This window comes from Acinetobacter celticus, assembly GCF_001707755.1.
In the GTDB taxonomy this organism is placed as follows: Bacteria; Pseudomonadota; Gammaproteobacteria; order Pseudomonadales; family Moraxellaceae; genus Acinetobacter; species Acinetobacter celticus.
In genome coordinates this window covers 1-22021 of sequence record NZ_MBDL01000010.1, presented here as the reverse complement: position 1 = coordinate 22021, position 22021 = coordinate 1, and the positions used below count along the sequence as shown (strand labels likewise).

The following is a 22021-nucleotide window of genomic DNA, read 5'->3' as shown; positions in this document are numbered from 1 at the left end:
GATATAAATATATTTTTTTAATAAAAAAAAGGAATCATTATGATTCCTTTTTTGAGTTTGGATTTTTAGCCACGTTCAACAAGGGTTAAAATGTCATAAGTTGCGACTAGCTCATTGCGTTGATTTTTGACTTTAATATCCCAGACCACCACACCATGTGGTTTGTGTGCTGGATCACGTAGTGCTTTAGGTGTTTTCTGCTTACAAGTCAGTTCCACTTGAAGGGTATCACCAATTTTCACAGGTTCTACAAAACGTAAATTGTCCATGCCGTAGTTGGCAATAACTGGTCCTGGAGCGGCATCAACGAATAAACCAGCTGCAGCAGACACGACAAAATAACCATGTGCAACACGTTCACCAAACAGGGATTCTGCTGCCGCAATTTTGTCCATATGTGCATAGAAGAAGTCACCGCTCAGACAACCAAAGTTGACCAGGTCGGCTTCTGTCACAGTACGTCGTGCGGTTAGCAAACGTTCACCAATACGCAATTCATCAAATGATTTTTTAAAAGGATGCACTCGGTCTTCAAAGACCTGAGCACCAGCCGTCCAGCTATGGCCGACTTGGGTCATGGCATTTGGTGAGCCTTGAATCGCAGTACGCTGCATATAATGTTTGACTGCGCGCAAGCCACCGAGTTCTTCACCACCACCGGCACGCCCCGGTCCTCCATGAACCAGTAAAGGTAATGGAGAACCATGTCCAGTACTTTCTTTGGCACTTTCAGCATCTAAAATGTGTACACGGCCATGCCATGGTGCAATTCTACTGAGCAGTTGTTCAATATTTTCATTGGTATTGCGTACGATAGAGGCTACTAGGCTACCTTCACCACGTGCCACCAAGTCAGCAAGCTGTGCCAGATCAATATATGGCATTAAAGTCACCACAGGTCCAAAAGCTTCAATCTTATGAATATTTTCTGCCTGATCCGGTTCTTTGCATACCAAGACCGTAGGTGGGTAACATGCAGAATTTTCAGCGTTTTGTACTTGAAGAATAAAGTCCTGACGTAAGTGACTACCAAAGACAATCTCTGCATCTTGATTCAATTGTTCAACTTTTGTAGCGACATCGTGTTTCTGTTTGATGCTGGCTAAAGCACCCATGCTAACGCCTTCTTGAGTAGGGTCGCCCACGACCACTTTTTTCAGTTTTTCAATCAGACGACTTTGTACTGTATCGAGTAATTCAGCTGGAACAAAGGCACGACGAATGGCGGTACATTTTTGTCCGGCTTTTGTGGTCATCTCACGGAAGACTTCACGGACAAATAAATCAATGCTTTCATCATTGGCCTGTTCAGTCAAAATCGCACTGTTGACCGAGTCTGCTTCCATGGTGAATGGAATAGAGTAGGCATTTAAGTGTGGATGCGAACGCAGTTTTTGTCCTGTTGAAGCAGAACCAGTAAAGGTCACCGTATCTTGAGGGTTTAAGTGATCAAATAAATCATAGATCTGCCCGCAAATGAGTTGCAGTGAACCTTCTGGCAAGAAACCACTTGCATGAATGGCTTTGACCACGGCATGAGTCAGTTCTGCACCTTCAGTGGCTGGTTTGACAATACAGGGAACGCCTGCCAAGAGTGTGGGTGCGATTTTCTCCAGCATGCCCCATATAGGGAAGTTAAAGGCATTGATATGGACAGCAACACCGGCTTTAGGAGTCAGAATATGTTTCGCGCCAAAGTTACCTTGCTTAGAAAGAGGAATCCAGGCATCTTCGACCCACGCTGTTTCATCACTCAGTTCGCGACGAACCAAACTCGAATAGGCATATAAGGTTCCAATCCCACCTTCAATATCAATCCAAGCATCCTTACGAGTACAACCTGTTGTTTTAGCAAGCTGGTAAAAATCTTCTTTGCGTTCCATCAAATACTGTGCCACTTGCTTCAGTGCATTGGCACGTTGATGGAACGTCCAGTTGGCAATAGTCGCACCTTTTTGTTTGGCATATTTCACAACGGCTTGGGTATCGAGACCCTGACTGCCGACAAGATAAGTAGCTTCACCGCTAATGGCATGATAAACCGTACGTAAATCGGCTTGAGCTGTGTATTCCTGCCCATAAATCAGTGAGCTTAAGCTTTTGATGGAAATAGGATTATTTTTTGATTCAGTATCTTGATAATCCATTGCGCTTGAGTCGCTATCTAGCTCTAACATTGTAAAACTCCATTTATGATACGGTTTGTAAAATATTTTAATTTTGATGTTTCATAATTTGTGATTAAAAAGCTGAAATGTCAATCATAAATGTGTATTTAAAAATGATTAAAAATAATATAAAAAATATTTAATAATATAAAACAAATACTTATTAAATATTTAAAAAATAAATTAAACGATACAAATAAATATGTATTGATTTTAATTTCGTATCGTTTTAATTTAAATGTATCAACACTTGGGATAAGTGAGGGAACAATGAATAATCAACAACAAATCTTTGATCAAAAGATTGAAAAGGATATTTCTATCGAGCCGAAGGACTGGATGCCGGATGCTTATCGTAAGACCTTGATTCGTCAGATCGGTCAGCATGCACACTCTGAAGTGGTCGGCATGTTGCCAGAAGGTAGCTGGATTACCCGTGCACCGACTTTGAAACGTAAAGCAGTGCTAATGGCAAAAGTCCAAGATGAAGCCGGCCATGCTTTATATCTCTACAGTGCTGCAGAAACCTTGGGTGCTGATCGTGATGACATGATGGATAAACTAATTGCTGGTCGCATGAAATATTCTTCAATTTTTAACTATCCAACCCTGAGCTGGGCCGATGTTGCAGCAATTGGCTGGCTGGTGGATGGTGCAGCAATTGTCAATCAGGTTGCGCTTTGTCGTACCTCTTACGGTCCTTATGCACGTGCCATGGTGCGCGTCTGTAAAGAAGAGAGCTTTCATCAGCGTCAGGGCTTTGCAGCCATGATGGAATTGGCCAATGGCACACCGGAACAAAAGCAATTGGCCCAGGATGCCGTGAACCGTTTTTGGTGGCCAGCACTGATGATGTTTGGGCCAAGTGATGATAATTCACCGAATAGCGCACAAAGTATGCAGTGGAAAGTCAAATTATTCAGCAACGATGAGCTACGTCAAAAATTTGTTGATAACACTGTATCTCAAGTATTACAGCTTGGTTTAACCGTTCCAGATCCAGACCTCAAATTCAATGAAGCAACCGGACATTACGAATTTGGTGAAATCAATTGGGATGAGTTTTTTGCGATTCTTGCAGGCCAGGGGCCTTGTAACCATGAGCGTATTGAAGCACGCCGCAAAGCTTGGGAAGGTGGTAAGTGGGTGCGTGAGTCTGCAGTAGTCTATGCTCAAAAAAAGCAACAGCAGTCAGAAGCACAAAAAGTTGCTTAAACAGTTTGATCAATATAGGGAATTTTGCTCATGAATAACAAAAACAACTGGTCACTTTATGAAGTGTTTGTCCGTAGTAAACAGGGTCTGAGTCACCGTCATGTTGGTAGCTTACGTGCACCTGATGAGGAAGTAGCACTACAAAATTCTCGGGATGTGTATACCCGCCGCAATGAAGGCATCAGTATTTGGGTAGTGAAATCTGAATTGATTACTTCTTCTCAGCCAGATGAAAAAGCAGAATTTTTTGAACCTGCTTTGGACAAGGTTTATCGCCATCCAACTTTTTATAACATTCCAGCTGGCATCGGGCACATGTAAAGGGAAAGGTGAAGACTATGACAAATCAAGTATTGGCAGAATTTCTTTTACATGTGGGTGACAGTCAACTGATCCTATCGCATCGTTTAGCAGAATGGTGTGGCCATGCCCCTGAACTGGAGTTGGATATTGCGGTGGCCAATATCGGACTGGATTTGCTTGGTCAGGCACGTACCGCACTCAGTCTGGCCGGTGAAGTAGAAGGGTTAGGTCGTGATGAAGATAAGTTGGCTTATTTCCGCACAGAGCGTGAATACCGTAATTTACTTCTGTGCGAACAGCCGAATGGTGACTTTGCTCAGACCTTGGTGCGCCAGTGGTTGATGGATCATTACCATACTTTATTGTTTACTGCATTAAGTGATAGTCAGCATGCTGAGTTGGCTGCCTTCGCAGTGAAGTCACTCAAAGAAGTGAAATATCACCAGCGTTTTTCAACCACTTGGATGGAGCGCCTAAGTTTAGGTACAGCAGAAGCGCATGAGAAAACCCAGCAAGGTTTAAACCAGTTATGGCGTTTTACAAAAGAACTTTTTGTCCTGACTACTGATGAAAAACAGTTGGTAGATACTCACTTAATTCCAAATATTGAAAATCTAAAAGCACAGTGGTTGGAGGCGATTACAGCCGAGTTAGCTCGATTTGAATTAACCTTGCCAGAGTTGGGCGCTTATCGTAGTGGTGCTAAACAGGGATTACATACAGAGCATCTTGGTTTTGTCTTGGCTGAACTGCAATATATGCAGCGTTCATATCCAAACATGAGCTGGTAATTCAGAATAATCACAGGGAGAGTGAGTCGCATGAATCTGATTCGACACGTAGAAGATCAATGTTGGGACGTTTTACAGCAAGTTTCTGATCCAGAGATTCCAGTATTGTCAGTGATTGATCTGGGTATGATTCGTGGTGTCGAGCTGAATCAGCAAGATGAAATTGTGGTGCGACTCACGCCGACCTATAGCGGTTGTCCGGCCACGGATTTATTAAAAGCAGAAATTACTCAGGCTTTCGAGGCGAACGGTTTGACGCCAGTCAAAGTCATTGTTGATCTGTCTCAAGCTTGGACCACGGACTGGATGAGTGAATCAGGTAAACACAAATTACAGCAGTATGGTATTGCACCGCCACAAGGTCAATCACATAGCTGTGGTACGCATGTAGCACTGACCGATGGTATCACCTGTCCACAGTGCTTAAGCCAAAACAGCAAATTATTAAGTGAATTTGGTTCGACCGCCTGTAAAGCCTTATATCAATGTCGGGACTGTTTAGAAACTTTTGACTATTTCAAATGTATTTAATGTTTGGTCTAGCATCTGCGTGAACACAAAAAAGAAATAGCCAAAACGAAAGAGGGATTTTCCAATGAGCCAATTTATACCCTTAACTATTAAATCGATTCAGCCACAAACCGAGCAGGCGATCTGTATTGCTTTTGATCTCGCGCCTGAGCAGTTGGATGCTTTTCAATATCAGCCAGGTCAGCACCTCACCATTCGTCATTTAACCGATGATGGCGAGTTGCGTCGCTGTTACTCGATCTGCAGTGATACTCAAGAAGATATGAGCATTGCGATTAAAAAAATTGATCAGGGTCAGTTTTCAACGTGGGCGAATGAGCATCTCAAAGCGGGTGATGTACTGGAAGTCATGCCACCGCAAGGGGTTTTCTTTCAGAAAGCAGCCAAGACTGGTGGCCAAAATTATCTAGGTTTCGCCGCAGGTAGCGGGATCACCCCGATCTTATCTATTGTGAAGTCGGTATTAAATCGCCAAGTGGAAGCAACATTCACCCTAGTGTATGGCAATCGTTCTTGGAAACAAACCATGTTTTCAGAGCAGATTATGGATCTGAAAGACCGTTTTAAAGAACGTCTGCAACTGGTGAATATTTTTTCACGTGAACTGAATGATAGCGAGATTTTTAACGGTCGGATTGACGAGGATAAATTACAACAGCTGTTTCAGGCCAATCTGATCTCAGCAGGCACCGATCATTGTTTTGCTTGTGGGCCGGAAGAAATGATGGTAGCAGTTGAAACGGTATTACCGACTTGGGGCATTCAGCGCAGCAAAATTCATACTGAACGATTCAATACGGGGACTACACCAAAAGCAACCGCTCAGCAGATTGAAAGCCGGACTGAAGAACGTGTCAATATTATCTTGGATGGTCGCGAGCTGATTGTTGAAGTATCCAAACAGGATGACAGTATTTTAGATGCTGCGCTACGTGCTGGGGCAGACCTGCCATATGCTTGTAAGGGCGGTGTTTGTGCAACCTGTAAATGTAAGGTGTTAGAGGGACAGGTTGAAATGGCTGTGAATTACAGTCTGGAAGAAGATGAAATTCAAAAAGGCTATGTGTTGAGTTGTCAGGCGCGACCAACCACGGCCAATGTCCGACTCAGTTTTGATGAATAACAGCTAATAGGAGTCAAGGATGTTATACATTAAAATCAACTCACCTAAACCCGGCGTAGTCCTGATTGAACTGAATCGCCCGGAAAAGCGCAATGCCCTAAATAATGCCACCTTGCAGGACATTGCAACATGCTTACAGGACTTGGAAACAGATGTTGCCGTGAAAGCCGTAGTCATTACCGGAAATACGGAATGCTTTGCTGCCGGTGCTGATTTAAATGAGTTGGCACAGTTAGATGTAGTCAGTATCCAGCAAGACCAGCGCCCTCTGCTTTGGAAAAAAATTGATGAATTTTCCAAGCCTTTAATCATGGCCGTGAATGGTTATGCCTTTGGTGCAGGTTTCGAGTTGGCTTTGCATGGTGACATAGTGCTGACTGGAGAAAATGCCCAGTTTGCCTTACCTGAAATTGGTTTAGGGATGTTGCCAGGCGCCGGCGGCACACAACGCCTAGCCCGTCTGGTCGGTCAGCAATTGACGATGCGTTGGGCCATGACTGGTGAAATGATTTCGGCACAGACCGCATTGCAACATGGTATCAGTAGCCAGATTTGTCCAGCAGGACTGACCATGCAGTATGCACTGGAACTGGCAGCAAAAATTGCTAAGCAGGCACCGCTCGCTATTCGTGCTATTAAGCAATCTTTAAAGTCGATTCATGAAGTGACTTTAAGTCAGGGATTGAAGCTTGAACGTCAACATTTTGTCTGGCTGGCTGCAACTCAAGATCGCCAAGAAGGCATCAATGCATTTTTAGAAAAAAGAAAACCAGAATTTAGAGGTATGTAATGGATTATCAAACAATTATTGTCGAAGAAAAAAATGCTGTGGGCTATCTGACCTTTAACCGTCCAAAACAGCTCAACAGTTTTAATGAAATCATGCATCAGGAAGTCTCCAAGGTCATCAAGACCTGGGCCAAAGACAACCAGATTCGTGCCGTAGTGATTTCAGCCGAAGGACGTGGTTTCTGTGCCGGTCAGGATTTAAATGATCGTGTAGTTGATCCGAACGCCGATGCCCCAGACTTAGGTTTATCGATTGAAAAATACTATAACCCTTTAATTAAACTGATTACTGAAATGCCAAAACCAGTGATTTGTGCGGTGAATGGAGTGGCAGCAGGGGCAGGGGCCAATATTGCCTTGGCTTGTGACATTGTAATTGCAGCAAAATCAGCCTCATTTATTCAAGCCTTTTGCCGTCTAGGCTTAGTACCAGATTCAGGTGGCACCTGGTTTCTGCCACGTCTGGTCGGGCGTGCTCAGGCGATGGGCCTAGCGATGCTCGGCGATAAAATTCTAGCTGAGCGCGCAGTACAACTTGGCATGATCTGGCAAGTGGTTGAAGATGATCAACTGCAAGCAGAAGCTAAAAAACTGGCAGAGCATCTGGCACAACAACCAACCTATGGTCTATCCCTGATCAAAAAAGCGATTCATGCCGCAGCTGACAATAATTTGGATGATCAGTTAATTTTAGAACGTGACTTGCAGCGTTTGGCTGGACGTTCAAGCGATTATAAAGAAGGTGTACAAGCCTTTATGCAGAAGCGTACCCCTGAATATAAAGGATGCTAAATCATGCAACAGATCAGTTTAGAGCGAGTGAAAGTTGCTGTGGTTGGTGCTGGAACCATGGGGATTGGTATTGCACAACTGGCAGCAATGCACGGACATCCGACGTATGTGTTTGATCTCGATAGCAGTAAAGTTCAGAGTGCCTTAACTGCTTTAGAGGCACAGCTTAGCAAGCGCGTACAAAATGGCAAAATGACCCAGCAATTGCTAGAGAGTACCTTTGCCAATCTGATCGTGGCAGAGGATATTCAGCAACTTGCCGATGCTGGCTTAATTATTGAAGCCATTGTCGAAAAGAAAGAAGTGAAGCAAAATCTGTTTCAACAGCTTGCTGCTATTTGCCCAGAACAGACAATTTTTGCTTCCAATACCTCATCGATTTCGATTACTGCAATTGCCTCAGCTATTCCGAATCCGGAGCGAGTGATTGGGCTGCATTTCTTTAATCCTGCCCCAGTGATGAAACTGGTGGAAATTATCCGCGGACTAAAAACCTCAGCAACCATTGCCGATGCCGTATTTGAGTTAATGAAGGACTGGAATAAAATTCCGGTACGGGCAAAATCTACTCCCGGTTTTATTGTTAATCGCGTCGCACGACCTTATTATGCCGAAGCCTTTCGTGCCTTACAGGAAAATACCACCACACCCGAACAGCTCGATTACATTATGCGCGAATGTGGCCGTTTTGCCATGGGACCGTGTGAACTTACGGACTTGATTGGACAGGATGTAAATTTCTCGGTCACGCAAAGTGTTTATCAAGAGTTTTTCTATGAGCCACGTTATCGCCCATCCTTGATTCAAAAAGAGCTAGTTGACGCTGGTTGTTATGGACGCAAGTCTGGACAGGGTTTTTATGATTACGCTCAGGCCAAGTCTGTACCAACGTATGAATTGCCTGTCAGTTATGCTAAGTCGCTAAATAAGCTCAAAGTCACGGTAAAAGGTGAATGGCTACATTCATTAGCATTGATTGAACGTCTAAAACAGGCATCACATGTGGAACTGAGTTTTCATACGGCAGAACAGAATGAAATCCTGATAGGTGATCTTTCACTACGATTATCGCTTGGCGAGTCGGTTGAACTGGCTTATCCGCATGCTCCAGTGGTGTTGATGGACTGGCATGCAGATTGGGCTAATGCCCAAGCGATTCCAGTGGTTGCATCTCCGGCTTGTAGTAAAGAACAGCGTCAAGCGACAGAGCTATTACTTATAGGTATGAATGTGATACCAATTTGGTCTAAGGATCATCCAGGCCTTTATGTTATACGTAGTATCGCCATGTTAGTAAATGAGGCATGTGAAGCCGTTTTGCATGATATTTCATCAGAACAAGATATTGATTCTGCTATGAAATATGGTGTTAATTATCCTTGTGGTCCATTTGAGTGGGCAGAAAGAATTGGATATTACACAATTTTACAAATTATAGAAAATATGTATCGTATTTATGGTGAAGATCGCTATAGAACTAGTATATATTTAGCAAAGAAAGCGGTGCAGGGACATGCACAGAAAACTCAGCAGCACCCATTACGTGTAGCTGGCTAAAAGGAAGAATCATGGAACAGGTTTATATTTTTGATGGAATACGCACACCGATTGGACGCTATGCCGGTGGATTGAGCAGTATCCGTAGCGATGATCTAGCAGCACTACCGATTCAACATCTCAAAGATCGGTATCCTGCATTGCCATGGGCGGAACTGGACGAAGTGATTCTAGGCTGTGCTAATCAGGCCGGTGAAGATAACCGAAACGTTGCACGTATGGCGGCTTTACTTGCAGGGCTACCTGATTCTGTTCCAGCGATTACAGTGAACCGCTTATGTGCCTCAGGTCTAGATGCCATTGGAATAGGAGCACGTGCCATCAAATCGGGTGAAGCACAATTTATTGTGGCTGGTGGCGTAGAATCTATGAGCCGTGCACCTTATGTGCAATCCAAACCCATAACTGCCTTTAGCCGTACGCCAGAAATTTATGATACAACTATTGGTTGGCGTTTCATCAACCCAAAATTTAAAGCACAGTTTGGCGTCGACAGCATGCCGGAAACTGCAGAGCATGTGGCTGAGAAATACCAGATTAGCCGTGCAGATCAAGATTTATTCGCCTATCACAGCCAGCAAAAAACTGCAGTAGCACAACAAAAAGGTATTTTTGCCGAAGAAATTCTGCAGGTAGAGGTCAAGGGTCCGAAGAAAACCATCCTCACCATTTCCCAAGACGAGCACCCGCGTGCAGAGACTACGCTGGACAATCTAGCAGCCTTAAAAACACCATTTCGTAAAGAAGGCGGTTCTGTCACCGCTGGTAATGCTTCGGGTGTTAATGATGGAGCAGCTTGCGTCTTGCTAGGGAATCAGCAGTTTGCTAAGCAGTATGGTTTGAACCCGAAAGCCAAAGTAATCGGGATAGCCAGTGCTGGTGTTGAAGCCAAATATATGGGCATTGGGCCGGTGCCAGCTGTACAGAAAGTCTTGAAGCAGACTGGCCTAAGTCTGGAACAGATGGATGTGATTGAGCTGAATGAAGCTTTTGCTGCGCAGTCACTGGCAGTGATTCGTGAACTGGGTCTACACGATGATGATGCGAGAATTAACCCGAATGGTGGTGCTATTGCCTTAGGCCACCCTTTAGGTATGAGTGGCACCCGTCTGGTGATCACGGCCATGAAAGAACTAAAACGTCGTAAGGGAAAATATGCACTCTGTACCATGTGTGTTGGTGTAGGACAGGGCGTTGCACTGATTCTAGAAAATATGGATTAAGAACATCATTCAATTAATGAAATAAATCATGGTCAGGATGACTGTGTCAGGAGTAAGAATATGAATAACAATGCAATGGAAAAAATTGAAACGGCATCGGTTGATGAGTTACGCAGTGTCCAGCTTCAGCGTATGAAAAAGACCCTTCAGCATGCGTATCAAAACAGTCCAGTTTATAAAAAGAAATTTGATGATGCAGGTGTACATCCGGATGATTTAAAATCACTGGAAGATCTGGCTAAATTTCCGTTTACCATCAAACAGGATTTACGCGATAACTATCCGTTTGGCATGTTCGCTGTTCCACAGGAACAGATTGTACGTGTGCACGCATCTTCTGGCACCACTGGTCAGCCTACAGTGGTTGGTTATACTCAGAATGATATTAATGTCTGGTCTGACATGGTGGCACGTTCTCTTCGAGCTGCCGGGTTGACCAGCAAAGATATTATTCAGGTGTCTTATGGTTATGGTCTGTTTACTGGCGGTCTAGGTGCACATTATGGAGTTGAACGCTTAGGTGCAACCGTGATCCCAATGTCCGGTGGACAGACTGAACGTCAGGCGCAACTGATTCATGATTTTAAACCAACTGCACTGATGGTCACTCCATCTTACTGCCTGAATATTATTGAAGCACTCGAGAAAAAATTTGGTACAGCCAAAAACTGTTCGATTAAAACCGGCGTATTTGGTGCAGAGCCATGGACCAATGAAATACGTAAGGAGATTGAAGAGCGCCTAGGCATTGATGCGTTAGATATTTATGGTTTGTCAGAAGTCATGGGACCTGGCGTAGCGATGGAATGTCTGGAATCCAAAGATGGACCAACTATCTGGGAAGATCACTTCTATCCTGAAATCATTCACCCTGAAACAGGTGAGGTGCTAGCAGATGGTGAGCTGGGTGAGCTGGTTTTCACCACCATTACCAAAGAAGGCATGCCGGTGATTCGTTATCGTACCCGTGACTTAACCCGTTTATTACCAGGGACTGCTCGAACCATGCGCCGAATGGATAAAATTGTGGGCCGTAGTGATGACATGATGATCATCCGGGGTGTGAATGTATTCCCGTCCCAAATTGAAGAGCAAATTTTACAGATCAAGCAATTAATTCCTAACTACCAAATCCATATTTGTAAACATGGACATATGGATACATTGCATATTCGTACCGAAATGCGTAAAGATAGTAGTGATATTATGGCACATCAGCTGGCGACTCAGCTTAAGGGCCAGATTAAAACTATGGTGGGTATTAGTGTAAGTGTGGAGGTACTACCAGAAGGTAGTCTGCCACGCTCTGAAGGGAAGACACAACGTGTGTTTGATATCCGTAAGTCTGCATGAAGTACTATTGGATGATAGTCAAGTGGTCTATCATCTAATTTTTAAAAGGTAAAGTTAAACGAAATGAATCCGAAATTAAAACAAATAATCGATGACTTTATTAGCAATGAAGCACTGAGCGGGACGTCATTAATCATGACCATCTTTGGTGACTGTATTTTTCACCGCGGTGGCATTATCAGTCTGGCCAGTTTAATTCAGTTAATGGATGTATTTGGTTTTAACGAGAGATCAGTTCGTACTGCCGTGTTTCGCCTAGTTCAAAATGGCTGGCTAGTCTCGGAGAAAATTGGCCGTACCAGTTATTACCGAGTGACTGAAAGTAGTCGCCAGCGCTTCATTATGGCAGATCAAAAAATTTACAGTTTTACTCATCAGGAATGGGACCAAAAATGGGATCTGGTCCTGCTGAGTTCGGTTGAACTGGAAAATAAACTACTACTCAAAAAAGAACTGGAATGGCTGGGCTTTGCCAATATTGCCACCAATGTCATGGCCTATCCGGGGTGTGATCACTACAAACTGCAAAACTTACTGTTGAGTTTGAAAATGACAGAGCAGGTGGTGGTATTTAAGGCAGAAGCTTTGCTGTTATGGCAGGAATCTTATCCAACGGTGAAACTCATGGTAGAGACTAATTGGCCTGTTCAGGAGTTGCATCAGCGTTATGATAAATTCATCGGTGTGTTTAGAGAGTTCTTTCATTTAGTAGAAAATGAAGATGAGCTAGATCCAGTACAGGCTTTTCAACTGCGCATTTTACTGATTCATCAATATCGTCGAATTTTATTAAAAGATCCAAACTTGCCATTTGAATTATTACCATCAAATTGGTTATCCATCAATGCCCGAAACTTAAGCAGTAACTTGTATCAAACAGTGGTGGCTATGGGTGAAGAATTCTTTATGGATATCGCACGAACTTCAGAAGGTTCCATGCCACCTGTACATCCACAGTTTTATAAACGCTTTGGTGGTTTGCGGCAGGAAGAAACTAGCAATTAAAGCAATTGGATTGTAAAGGAATAAAACGATGTCTTGTTATGCCATAGATGGTGTGATCCCTGTTGTTAGTCTTCAAGCTTATGTTCATCCGACTGCAGTGCTGATTGGTGATGTCGTAATTGAAGCCGGGGTCTATATTGGTCCTTTCGCAACATTAAGAGCCGATTTTGGTGGAATTCGTATTCAGAAAAATGCCAATGTTCAAGACTCATGCACCATTCATGGTTTTCCAGACAGTGTGACCTTAGTGGAAGAATACGGTCATATTGGACATGGCGCAATTTTGCATGGCTGTATTATTCGAAAAAATGTACTGGTGGGCATGAACAGCGTGATACTGGATGAGGCTGAAATTGGTGAAAATACCATTATTGGTGCCAACAGTACGGTAAAAGCAAAAGCTCGGATTCCTGAAAATTCACTGGCATTGGGGAGTCCAGCTAAGGTGATTCGGTCATTAGAGGCTAAAGAAATTTCTTGGAAAACTAAGGGTACCGAGCAGTATATACAGCTTTCAGAACGCTGCCTCTCGTCTATGTATGAAATTGAGCCTTTGTCAGAAGATTCAGTAGATCGACTTACTTATAAAGAATTTAAAGCAATACATGTATTGAAGGAAAATATTTGATTTTTTTCCATTGGAGTAAGGTTTTTAGCTTTGAGTGGCTTTGTTGCATAAAGACTTTAAAAATAGAGCTTTCCTAAGTTACTCAAATTTAAGTGATAACTTGGGTATGAGGGCGACCTAATTCTGTGAGTTTATTCAAGACGGCTACGTGTGCATGAATCTCATTCACCTGACTAGAAAAACTCCTTGCTGTTAATTTATCGCCCAATAATTTGATGCAATGCATCTTGGTTTCCACCAAACTTCGACGATAATAACCAGACCACTTTTTCCAAAGGGCTCTTCCTGAGAAGCACTGCTTCTCAAGGTTGACTGTTTTCAATAACTCATTGCGCTTTATAGACCTTGCTTGCTGATCTTTCCAAGGCTTTGCATTCTTTCTTGGCGGAATCACCGCATGTGCGTCTCAATCTAAAATGACTTATCGGCAGTGCTTTGTGTCATAAACACCATCTGTATAGACTGAGTCGATTCGTTCATCCAAGGGAATTTGAGCAAGTAAATTTTCTAGTACTTATGAATCACTGACATTATTCGTTCTAAGCCGTACAGCCCGTATTTTCAGGGTTTTAGCATCGATACCAATATGAAGTTTACGCCATTGCCGACGATATTCAGGCTGATGCTTCTTACGTTTCCATTCACCTTCACCTAAAAACCTTAAGCCAGTAAATGCAACCCATTATTACTTTTTTGATAGTTAATTTGAATATCAATATGCTTTTGTCTTCTACAAAGAGTAGTGTATCTGGCGCTGTCCAACTTAAACCACAGAGCTGAATAAGGCTTCGAATAAAGCCTGTGACCATACGTAAAGAAAGGCGAAATAGAGATTTGATCATCAAACAGCATTGAATTGCTGTATCGGAATAGGTTTGATTTCTTCCATGCTTAGCTTGTGACTGAGCATACCATTGAGTCCTAGGATCAAACCAAATTGAAATATTTCCTCGCTTTATTAAAGCTTGGTTATAAGAGGGCCGATTGGTTGTGTGATAGATTTTGGGTGCAGGTTTCTTCATTTGGAAATTCATATTACTGAAGAAGACTTTTCTTGGCCGAATCACCGTATGTGCTAGTCGATCTGAAATGATTTGCCTGCAATATTTTTTGTTATAAATCCCATCGTATAGACAGAATCAATCTGCCCATCAGGAGAAATTTGATTCAGTAAATTTCCAAGAACCTGAGAGTCACTTACATTGTTCGTAGATCTGAACTGCATGTATTTGTAGGATTTCAGCATCTATACCTCTTCGTTTTGGGTTTTATCATTTTTAAAAAATCATATAAATAAATTTGTTTGTAGGTGTACATTCAAGACAAATTGATCGTCTATATAAATAGGAATACTTTTCTGAATTTAAGTGTTCATTGAACATGAATCGGAATGAAAAATTTCTTATTAATTATTTGTAATTTTATTTACAAATACTTGATTTTCAATATTTTTAACTAGAGGGAAAATTTATGAATCCAATCCAAGATAGTTTAATGTCGCGTTTAAAACAAGAAACTACAGCAGAGCACGATCGTATGGAAATATTAATGCGTGAATCTAAAGCATTGGATTCTAAAGAAAGATATGCTCAGTTTACACTTTCACAATACTACTTTCAAAAAGATGTTGAACATTTATATTTAGATCCTCATGTTTCGCAGTTGATCCCAGATTTAGATGTGAGAGGACGCTCTGAAGCAGCACTCCTCGATTTAGCCGATCTTGGTTTAAAACCAAAGCATGAAGGGAATACTACAAATGCAGTGAGCTTTCCGCAATCTTTGGGCTGGATTTATGTGTCCGAGGGTTCAACTTTAGGTGCTGCGTTCTTATATAAAGAAGTGCAAGCCAGATTTGGGTTTAATGCCGATTTTGCTGCGCGTAATTTAGCTGCTTATCCAGAGGGTCGAGCAATCGTGTGGAAGCGTTTTAAGCAAACCTTAGATGATGCGAATTTCAATGAGCTTGAGCAAGAACAAATTATTGAAGGTGCAATGCAAGGTTTTAAACGTTTTGGTGATCTTCTCGCTGATCTAAAACAATTAACTTAATTTCAGCATAAAGGTTAATGAAATGAAAAAAGCTGGAACGGGTCAAGTGCTGACAGATAAGTCTCTTCCTAGTCAAGAACTCGCAAAATCATGGGCTATGCGTTGGTTTTTTATAATTTTAGCTTGGATATTCTTGATATTGGGAACAGTCGGACTGCTGTTACCTGGCTTACCAGCTTTTGACTTTTATTTCTTAGCCGCGATTTTTGCTGCAAAAGGTTCAAAGCGTTTACATGATTGGATAGTGAATAATAAAATTATTGCCCCAATTTTGCAGCAATGGCAGACACATCGAACCTTGCCCTTACGCGTTAAATTAATTTCCTTAATGAGTATGTGTGTAGGTGCAGTGCTTTTAATCGTGAGTGTGCCACATGTCATAGCCGTGAGTATCATCATTCTAGTTATGGTGTGTGTACAAATTTGGCTTTGGACAAAGACTTAACTACAAAATCGATAAAAGTGAAGATGTTTGTGGAAAATGAAAATTTAGAAAAGGCGAAAACTTTACTTCGTCAAGTCCATATTAAAGTAACTTTGGTACGTTTAGTAGTATTACATATTTTACAAAGTGCTGAAAAGGAGTGGACTGTTACAGAAATTATTGCTTGTGTTGACCTAAATCTCATGAAAATATCAATTGCAAGTGTTTATCAAACTTTAATGCTTTTTGAAAAAGTAGGTATTGTTTATAAATGTAAATATGAGGATAAACAAGCTTTATATTCTGTCAACAAGAACGAAACTAACATTCGAATCAGTTGCCAAAAGTGTGGATGTTTACAACAACTTCAAACTCCATTATTAAAATCTGAGTTAGAGGATTTGCTCAGAGTAAATAAGATAGATAGCTATCAATTGATTTTAATTCATCAGAAATGCTTGAGTTGTTTGAGCAAAATTTGATTAAAATCATTAATAGTATAAAAACTATAGGTGAAAAATATTATAAAATAAATTGCAATGATTCTCATTATTAAATGATAATAGTAATCATTTTATATTTTTGAGCTTTTAAATGGTAAACCCTTCCACTTCACCGAATGAATATTTAGTGCAGTACTATGATGAATTGGTTGAATATGTCAGTTTTAAAATTGGTAATAGACAAATTGCATTGGACGTTGTACAAGAAACTTATGTACGTGTATTCCAGCGCCCTGAACAGTTTTTCAATTTATTAAATCCTATAGCTTTTTTAAAAAAAGTTAGTATTAATATTGCTTTAGATAACTTAAAAAAAAATAAGACCTATTATAAATACTTTGAATTTTATGAACCCGATGAGCTAGATATTTGTTTAGGAAATCAATTGGAGTCTAAACAACTATCTGATTTAGAGTTAAGTGTAGTCAAAGACCAATATGCTAGACAGATTTTAAATCAAATCGCTTTGTTACCTCCAGCTTGCCAAGATGTATTTCTTTTGGTTCAGTTTTACGATATGACTCAAATAGAAGCTGGTCGTCAACTTGGTATTTCAAGAACCATGGTAATTAAGCATTTGACTCGAGCTTTACAGTCTTTTGTGCCTATTTTTATGGATCATAATATTTAAGATGAAGCAAAAACAGACGAATAAAACAAATAGTTTGACCAATTTGCATGATATTCAGCTTCGATTAGCAAGTTTTGAAGATGATCTTTTGCCCTTACTTCCATCCAAAGAAAGTATTTTGGAAAGAGCAAGGCAGAGAAAATTGAAAAAGAGGGTGAGGACGGGTACAGCTTTATCTTTGTTGGGTATTTTTTCGGGTATATTTTTACTAAACCCTAGCTATGAACAATATGAAGTAAGAACACAAAAAGGTCAGCAGAAGAGTATAACACTAGCAGATGGCAGCCAAATTATGCTGAATACTAATACCGTGCTACGCGTTCAGCAGCGTATTCGTAGTCGTCAGATACAGTTGGTGCAGGGCGAAGCTAATTTTACGGTTAAGCACATTGAAAATAGACTCTTAAAGCCACTTGAACGTCGTTTTGAAGTCTTAGCTGGTGAAATACATGTGATTGATGTAGGTACTGTATTTAATGTAGATAAGCATAATCAAACGGATGCATCTGTTACGGTAATCAGAGGAGAGGTCATGGCAGGTATTCGAAACTCTAAAGCGCCAATGATTCATTTAACTAAGAACCAATCTTTAAGAAATTATGGGCAGACCTTGGCTACTGTAGAGCAGGCGAGTTTAGAGCAAGTGCAAGCATGGCAAACAGGTCATGTGGTCTTTAACCAAACGTCGCTTTTGTTAGCGCTACAAAACTTTCAGCGTTATAGCGATTTTCATGTACATATTGAAGATAAAGAGCTGAATGATTTACCTATTACAGGTCAGTTTAAAACACAGAACGTACAACAGTTCATGCAGGTGTTACCGTATGTAGCACCGCTAGATGTTGAGCAGGCTTCTACCCAAAAATGGAAAATTAAGAAAAAGTCAGCCCACTAGGTTTACATTTTTTAGAGATCAATCGTCTTTGTAAATGAGAAGCATTTTTATTGAGTCGATTGTCAAATGAGCTTATTTAAACATCAAAAAAGACGCGGTAATTTACCTCTATGTAAACACAAAACTTTAAGTTTTTTGATTGCTACAGTGATTTATTCAACACCACTACATGCTCAGAATATTGACTTTAATTTACCAAGTCAGTCGTTACAGAAGTCTATTCAGCAACTGGCTAAACAAAGTAGTATTGAAATCATTTCTGCAGGTCATGTGCTACAAACCAAGACAGCTCCTCAAGTCAAAGGGAGCATGTCTGCAGAACAAGCTTTAGAAAAGCTGTTAAAAAGTTCCAGTTTAAACACTGAAAAGCAGGGAAATATATACGTCATTATTGAAAATAAAAATTCGAGTAAAGTAAAAACATTAGCTAATGCTGATACTACAACAGAAAATGAACATAAGATTTCGATGACTTTAGAAAAGCAGCCTCTAGTTAAGCTCGATAAAATAACTATATATGCATCTAAAGAAAATAATATGTTTAAAGAGTCAAATTCAAAAGCATTTATAGATAAAGAGCAGCTTGATCGTTATACGTATATTAGCCCAGCAGACATGTTAAAAGGGCAGTCAGGTGTAGCTGTTGGTGATTCTAGAAATGGTGGTGGACTTGATGTAAATATCCGAGGGGTACAGGGTCAAGGCCGTGTAGGTGTATCTGTTGATGGTGGTGAACAAATGGTGAATGTGTACAGAGGTTATTCAGGTACACAGCAGCGTAGTTATGTCGACCCTGATCTGATTCGAAGTATTGAAATTGAAAAAGGTAGCAGCACTGCCGATAATGAGGGCGGATATATCGGTGGAACAGTCCGCATGCATACCCTTGAACCTCAAGATATTTTAGTTGCAGATAAAAACTTTGGTGTGCGTATTAAGGGGAATCTGGGAGATAACAGCATCGCACCCAGTGGGACCAGTAAACCTAATGGGCTAGGTAACTATCAATGGGTAGAACCCAGAGATGAGCGTAGCCATCAATGGACAGATTTAGCACGTTCAGGAAGTATTGCTACGGCTTGGAAGAATGATCACTGGGAACTGCTTGCCGCATATGCAACGCGAACACAAGGGAATTATTTTTCGGGAAAAAATGGGTATGATCGATACCAAAAAGCCCATGAGGACCGATTTGCAGGATCTGGACAGCAAGCTTTTACCGTGACACACGGTATGTTTTATGAAAATGAAGAGATCCTAAATACCAGTGCGGACAGCGAATCAGTTTTACTCAAAGCAAAATATAATATTGATGATGAACAATATATTAAATTGGGTTATAGAAACTATAATGCAGAATTAGCCAACATTATGCCCTCAGCACTGCAACGCTATTGTGGAAAATTTGGAAACTGCATAACAGGGCGATATACCCCTGGCTTGGCTCAATGGGAGCCAGGAACAGTTCATTTAAATGCCTATAACCTAGATTATCGTTTTAATCCGATTGACAATCCTTGGGTCGATATCAAAGCTGGTATTTGGAGCACTAATACCAATACCAATGAAATTAGTGGTTCTAATCCCTACCATCCTTACGAAACAGCAGAACCCGATACTATCGGTTATGCACGTATGCCGCAAACAGCACTGAATTGGGGGGCAAATATTCGAAATGAAACGAACTTGGTTGGTGACTTGGGCGATCTGCGTTGGGTGAATGGCTTAGAATTCAAACATGAATATGTCAAACCGCAGGATCACTTGTCTCCCCTAACTGCGATGGAAAAGCTTGGAGAGCAAGTAATTCGAAATGCCAAACGTTGGGAGTCGAGTTTATTTACTCAGGCTTTCTATAAGCCTGTGGATACTTGGGAACTAAGATTCGGTTTAAGATATATCCAATATGGCTCTAAAGATCTAAATCAACAACCTGAAAAGTCATTATTTTGTCCAAATCAGAATATGTGTATGACAATGGATGAGAATCCAGAATTTATTTTTAAAAATCAATTTGATGAATATGCCAAAACAGCCAAGTTTTTAGATCAAATTAAAAATGATGATCGTAAACTTGCCCCAAGTTTAGGTACAACGTATTATTTTTTACCAGAAACCTTTGTCTATGCAAACTATAGTTTGGCGTATCGTATGCCATCATTGTTTGAAACGAGTATGGGAACCGCAAACGTAAAAACAGTTGCCTCTTTAGAACCTGAACAAGCGCGTAACTTTGAATTAGGTTTTAGTACGATGCATAATGATGTAATTACAGCAGGTGACGAATTCTCATTTAAAGTTGCATATTTTAATAATGATTATAAAAACTATATTTCTCGCTTTTTAGATCCTAATGAGTATTTCACTAGTAGTCAGTTTATGTATTTCACAAACCTGGATAAATTCGAGGTTTCAGGCTTTGAAATGAATGTGGCTTATGACAGTGGAATATTTTTTAGTAACCTAACTGGAAACTATTTCCAAAAGGCGAAGGCATGTGATAGCGAAATTGCACAGAAAATCCGCGACACCACGAACTCTCCGTATGTAAAAGGAACAGCAAGCACACCAAATTGTGTTGATGGTGGATTTGGTAGTTCATATGCTGCAGCACAGAATCCGCCTAAATATTCCTATGCTTTAGGAGTAGGGACACGACTATTGGATCAAAAATTAACATTGGGTGGGCGTTTGAATTATACCCACAACCCAATTTCACGAATGGATAAACCATGGCATAAGGTCGTAACGACATATCAGAAATTCTACGAAAAAGTACAAACAATTGATCTGTATGCTAAATATGAGGTGTCTGACCAGTTAAATTACAACTTAAATATTACCAACTTGACAGACCAATATTATTTAGATGCATTGACTCAGAGTTATATGCCTGCTCCTGGAAGGACGGTTAATATTGGGTTTGAGTACAAGTTTTAATTAAAATAATTAATTAGCTCACCTGAATCTGGGATAAGAAATTGACTTGAAAAATAAGAGAACTAGGGCCATCCATTCAATGAATGGCATGATTGCCGCTAATTTAACCACAGCAGCATTGGATGGTGTACCAGAAAGGTAGGTTCAGCATCCGCCTTACAAGTACGGTAGTGGCATTATTTCCTCGCTGTTACTCGCTTGGCTTTCAACAGGTACACCACAGACCATGATTGTGATTATGACCATTTTTACAGTGTTGAATGCTAGTATGATTTTTTATCATACAACCTAGAAAAGATAGAAATTAAGTTTTGAAGTAAACCATAAGGATAGGGAGAAGAAACACTCCCTTATATTCTTTGGGGGAGCACTCACTGTGCCACTAGTATATTCAGTTCTCCATCTGAAAAACAAAAAAGAATAAGAACTTTGTTTATGGAATGAGACCTCGAAGAAAACTTAAAACTGTGTCCAATAATTGTTGACCACTACACATTACGTTATCTTTAGAGGGAGGAGCTGTCCATTATTTTGGCTAGGATCAGCCCTTAAGGATAGGTTTGTGCAACAAAGCCAACCAAAACCGTAAAAATTCCATTCATTCGTATCATTTCTAATGAACATTAAATAATAAATGACGTAAAGATAAATTCTAGTGACATACAGACAATTTTCGTTTTTTAACTTCTTATATTTTGTTTTAAGAGTCAATGGATGCCTCTTAAAACAATAGGTATATCTGAAGAAATTTAGATTAAACCATTTTATTAAATAAATGATTTAAAAATAGAATAGGAAATGTATATGCAGTTCTTTGATGATTCCTTGCACCCAGAAAACATGGAAAAAGTGGTAATTACAGTTGCACCTTATGGCCCTGAGTGGATGCCTCAAGATTTCCCTGAAGATATTCCTGTAACGATGGAAGAGCAAATTGCCAAAGCTGTAGAATGCTACGAAGCGGGTGCAACAGTTTTACATCTACATGTTCGTGAGTTAGATGGTAAAGGTTCAAAGCGTTTATCTAAGTTCAATGAACTGATTGCAGGTGTACGTGCAGAAGTACCTGACATGATTATTCAAGTCGGCGGTTCAATT

20 protein-coding genes and 2 pseudogenes are annotated in these 22021 nt (G+C 40.7%); 19 read left to right on the top strand and 3 right to left on the bottom strand.

Annotation, left to right across the window (positions count from 1 at the left end; genetic code table 11):
- Positions 1-65: 65 nt before the first annotated feature.
- On the bottom strand, positions 66-2177 hold the full coding sequence (gene paaZ, locus BBP83_RS09120; RefSeq protein WP_068887728.1) for a phenylacetic acid degradation bifunctional protein PaaZ: 2112 nt from the start codon (positions 2175-2177) through the stop codon (positions 66-68).
- A 261-nt stretch (positions 2178-2438) separates the two neighbouring features.
- Between paaZ and paaA the strand changes: the two genes are divergently transcribed.
- The 12 genes from paaA to BBP83_RS09060 all read left to right on the top strand — a co-directional run bounded on the left by paaA (position 2439) and on the right by BBP83_RS09060 (position 13478).
- Positions 2439-3383: a 1,2-phenylacetyl-CoA epoxidase subunit PaaA gene (paaA, locus tag BBP83_RS09115; RefSeq protein WP_068887726.1), complete on the top strand. Its 945-nt coding sequence runs from the start codon at positions 2439-2441 to the stop codon at positions 3381-3383.
- Positions 3384-3413: 30 nt separating this feature from the next.
- A complete protein-coding gene (paaB, locus tag BBP83_RS09110) occupies positions 3414-3704 on the top strand; it encodes a 1,2-phenylacetyl-CoA epoxidase subunit PaaB (RefSeq protein ID WP_068887724.1) in 291 nt (96 codons plus the stop codon).
- A 17-nt stretch (positions 3705-3721) separates the two neighbouring features.
- Positions 3722-4477 (top strand): 1,2-phenylacetyl-CoA epoxidase subunit PaaC, encoded by a 756-nt coding sequence (gene paaC, locus BBP83_RS09105; RefSeq protein WP_068887722.1) that lies wholly within the window; start codon positions 3722-3724, stop codon positions 4475-4477.
- 30 nt (positions 4478-4507) lie between these two features.
- Positions 4508-5008, top strand: a complete 501-nt coding sequence (gene paaD / locus BBP83_RS09100) for a 1,2-phenylacetyl-CoA epoxidase subunit PaaD (RefSeq protein WP_068887720.1) — start codon at positions 4508-4510, stop codon at positions 5006-5008.
- Positions 5009-5072: 64 nt separating this feature from the next.
- Positions 5073-6131 carry a 1,2-phenylacetyl-CoA epoxidase subunit PaaE gene (paaE, locus tag BBP83_RS09095; RefSeq protein ID WP_068887718.1) on the top strand — a complete coding sequence of 353 codons (1059 nt, stop codon included), beginning with the start codon at positions 5073-5075 and terminating at the stop codon, positions 6129-6131.
- A gap of 19 nt (positions 6132-6150) precedes the next feature.
- Positions 6151-6921: an enoyl-CoA hydratase-related protein gene (locus BBP83_RS09090; RefSeq protein WP_068887716.1), complete on the top strand. Its 771-nt coding sequence runs from the start codon at positions 6151-6153 to the stop codon at positions 6919-6921.
- On the top strand, positions 6921-7712 hold the full coding sequence (paaG, locus tag BBP83_RS09085; protein ID WP_068887714.1) for a 2-(1,2-epoxy-1,2-dihydrophenyl)acetyl-CoA isomerase PaaG: 792 nt from the start codon (positions 6921-6923) through the stop codon (positions 7710-7712). Before BBP83_RS09090 ends, paaG begins: the two co-directional genes overlap by 1 nt.
- A gap of 3 nt (positions 7713-7715) precedes the next feature.
- Positions 7716-9269, top strand: coding sequence for a 3-hydroxyacyl-CoA dehydrogenase (locus tag BBP83_RS09080; protein ID WP_068887712.1), 1554 nt, complete (start codon positions 7716-7718; stop codon positions 9267-9269).
- 11 nt (positions 9270-9280) lie between these two features.
- Complete coding sequence (pcaF, locus tag BBP83_RS09075; protein WP_068887710.1) at positions 9281-10492, top strand: 3-oxoadipyl-CoA thiolase; 1212 nt, start codon at positions 9281-9283, stop codon at positions 10490-10492.
- Positions 10493-10552: 60 nt separating this feature from the next.
- Entirely contained in the window at positions 10553-11845 is a 1293-nt protein-coding gene (paaK, locus tag BBP83_RS09070; protein ID WP_068887709.1) for a phenylacetate--CoA ligase PaaK, read from the top strand.
- Positions 11846-11908: 63 nt separating this feature from the next.
- Complete coding sequence (locus tag BBP83_RS09065) at positions 11909-12850, top strand: PaaX family transcriptional regulator (protein ID WP_068887707.1); 942 nt, start codon at positions 11909-11911, stop codon at positions 12848-12850.
- 28 nt (positions 12851-12878) lie between these two features.
- Positions 12879-13478 carry a DapH/DapD/GlmU-related protein gene (locus BBP83_RS09060; protein ID WP_068887705.1) on the top strand — a complete coding sequence of 200 codons (600 nt, stop codon included), beginning with the start codon at positions 12879-12881 and terminating at the stop codon, positions 13476-13478.
- An 88-nt stretch (positions 13479-13566) separates the two neighbouring features.
- Here BBP83_RS09060 and BBP83_RS09055 read toward each other — a convergent pair.
- Together BBP83_RS09055 and BBP83_RS15185 are read right to left on the bottom strand one after the other, a co-directional pair.
- Positions 13567-14500, bottom strand: a pseudogene (locus BBP83_RS09055) (IS5 family transposase).
- A gap of 27 nt (positions 14501-14527) precedes the next feature.
- Positions 14528-14731 (bottom strand): annotated as a pseudogene (locus BBP83_RS15185) (transposase); the annotation flags it as partial.
- 217 nt (positions 14732-14948) lie between these two features.
- On the opposite strand from BBP83_RS15185, the gene BBP83_RS09050 reads away from it, so the two are divergent.
- The 7 genes from BBP83_RS09050 to BBP83_RS09020 all read left to right on the top strand — a co-directional run.
- Positions 14949-15530 (top strand): biliverdin-producing heme oxygenase, encoded by a 582-nt coding sequence (locus BBP83_RS09050; RefSeq protein ID WP_068887703.1) that lies wholly within the window; start codon positions 14949-14951, stop codon positions 15528-15530.
- A gap of 22 nt (positions 15531-15552) precedes the next feature.
- Positions 15553-15975, top strand: a complete 423-nt coding sequence (locus tag BBP83_RS09045; RefSeq protein WP_068887701.1) for a YbaN family protein — start codon at positions 15553-15555, stop codon at positions 15973-15975.
- Positions 15954-16436, top strand: coding sequence for a transcriptional repressor (locus BBP83_RS09040; protein WP_141689967.1), 483 nt, complete (start codon positions 15954-15956; stop codon positions 16434-16436). Before BBP83_RS09045 ends, BBP83_RS09040 begins: the two co-directional genes overlap by 22 nt.
- 112 nt (positions 16437-16548) lie before the next feature.
- The gene (locus BBP83_RS09035) at positions 16549-17088 is read left to right on the top strand and encodes an RNA polymerase sigma factor (RefSeq protein WP_068887699.1); all 540 of its coding nucleotides are present in this window, start codon (positions 16549-16551) and stop codon (positions 17086-17088) included.
- 1 nt (position 17089) lies between these two features.
- Positions 17090-17983: a FecR family protein gene (locus BBP83_RS09030; RefSeq protein WP_068887697.1), complete on the top strand. Its 894-nt coding sequence runs from the start codon at positions 17090-17092 to the stop codon at positions 17981-17983.
- Positions 17984-18049: 66 nt separating this feature from the next.
- The gene (locus BBP83_RS09025) at positions 18050-20923 is read left to right on the top strand and encodes a TonB-dependent receptor (protein ID WP_068887695.1); all 2874 of its coding nucleotides are present in this window, start codon (positions 18050-18052) and stop codon (positions 20921-20923) included.
- 804 nt (positions 20924-21727) lie between these two features.
- Positions 21728-22021 (top strand): 3-keto-5-aminohexanoate cleavage protein (locus BBP83_RS09020; RefSeq protein ID WP_141689966.1); only part of this gene is annotated, 294 nt, incomplete at its 3' end.

Coding starts and splice junctions, on each gene's coding strand:
- paaC (WP_068887722.1), top strand. CDS start 3,722: ATGACAAATCAAGTATTGGCAGAATTTCTTTTACATGTGGGTGACAGT.
- paaG (WP_068887714.1), top strand. CDS start 6,921: ATGGATTATCAAACAATTATTGTCGAAGAAAAAAATGCTGTGGGCTAT.
- paaE (WP_068887718.1), top strand. CDS start 5,073: ATGAGCCAATTTATACCCTTAACTATTAAATCGATTCAGCCACAAACC.
- pcaF (WP_068887710.1), top strand. CDS start 9,281: ATGGAACAGGTTTATATTTTTGATGGAATACGCACACCGATTGGACGC.
- paaK (WP_068887709.1), top strand. CDS start 10,553: ATGAATAACAATGCAATGGAAAAAATTGAAACGGCATCGGTTGATGAG.
- BBP83_RS09090 (WP_068887716.1), top strand. CDS start 6,151: ATGTTATACATTAAAATCAACTCACCTAAACCCGGCGTAGTCCTGATT.
- BBP83_RS09025 (WP_068887695.1), top strand. CDS start 18,050: ATGAGCTTATTTAAACATCAAAAAAGACGCGGTAATTTACCTCTATGT.
- BBP83_RS09050 (WP_068887703.1), top strand. CDS start 14,949: ATGAATCCAATCCAAGATAGTTTAATGTCGCGTTTAAAACAAGAAACT.
- BBP83_RS09065 (WP_068887707.1), top strand. CDS start 11,909: ATGAATCCGAAATTAAAACAAATAATCGATGACTTTATTAGCAATGAA.
- BBP83_RS09060 (WP_068887705.1), top strand. CDS start 12,879: ATGTCTTGTTATGCCATAGATGGTGTGATCCCTGTTGTTAGTCTTCAA.
- BBP83_RS09030 (WP_068887697.1), top strand. CDS start 17,090: ATGAAGCAAAAACAGACGAATAAAACAAATAGTTTGACCAATTTGCAT.
- BBP83_RS09035 (WP_068887699.1), top strand. CDS start 16,549: ATGGTAAACCCTTCCACTTCACCGAATGAATATTTAGTGCAGTACTAT.
- paaB (WP_068887724.1), top strand. CDS start 3,414: ATGAATAACAAAAACAACTGGTCACTTTATGAAGTGTTTGTCCGTAGT.
- paaZ (WP_068887728.1), bottom strand. CDS start 2,177: ATGTTAGAGCTAGATAGCGACTCAAGCGCAATGGATTATCAAGATACT.
- BBP83_RS09080 (WP_068887712.1), top strand. CDS start 7,716: ATGCAACAGATCAGTTTAGAGCGAGTGAAAGTTGCTGTGGTTGGTGCT.
- paaA (WP_068887726.1), top strand. CDS start 2,439: ATGAATAATCAACAACAAATCTTTGATCAAAAGATTGAAAAGGATATT.
- BBP83_RS09045 (WP_068887701.1), top strand. CDS start 15,553: ATGAAAAAAGCTGGAACGGGTCAAGTGCTGACAGATAAGTCTCTTCCT.
- paaD (WP_068887720.1), top strand. CDS start 4,508: ATGAATCTGATTCGACACGTAGAAGATCAATGTTGGGACGTTTTACAG.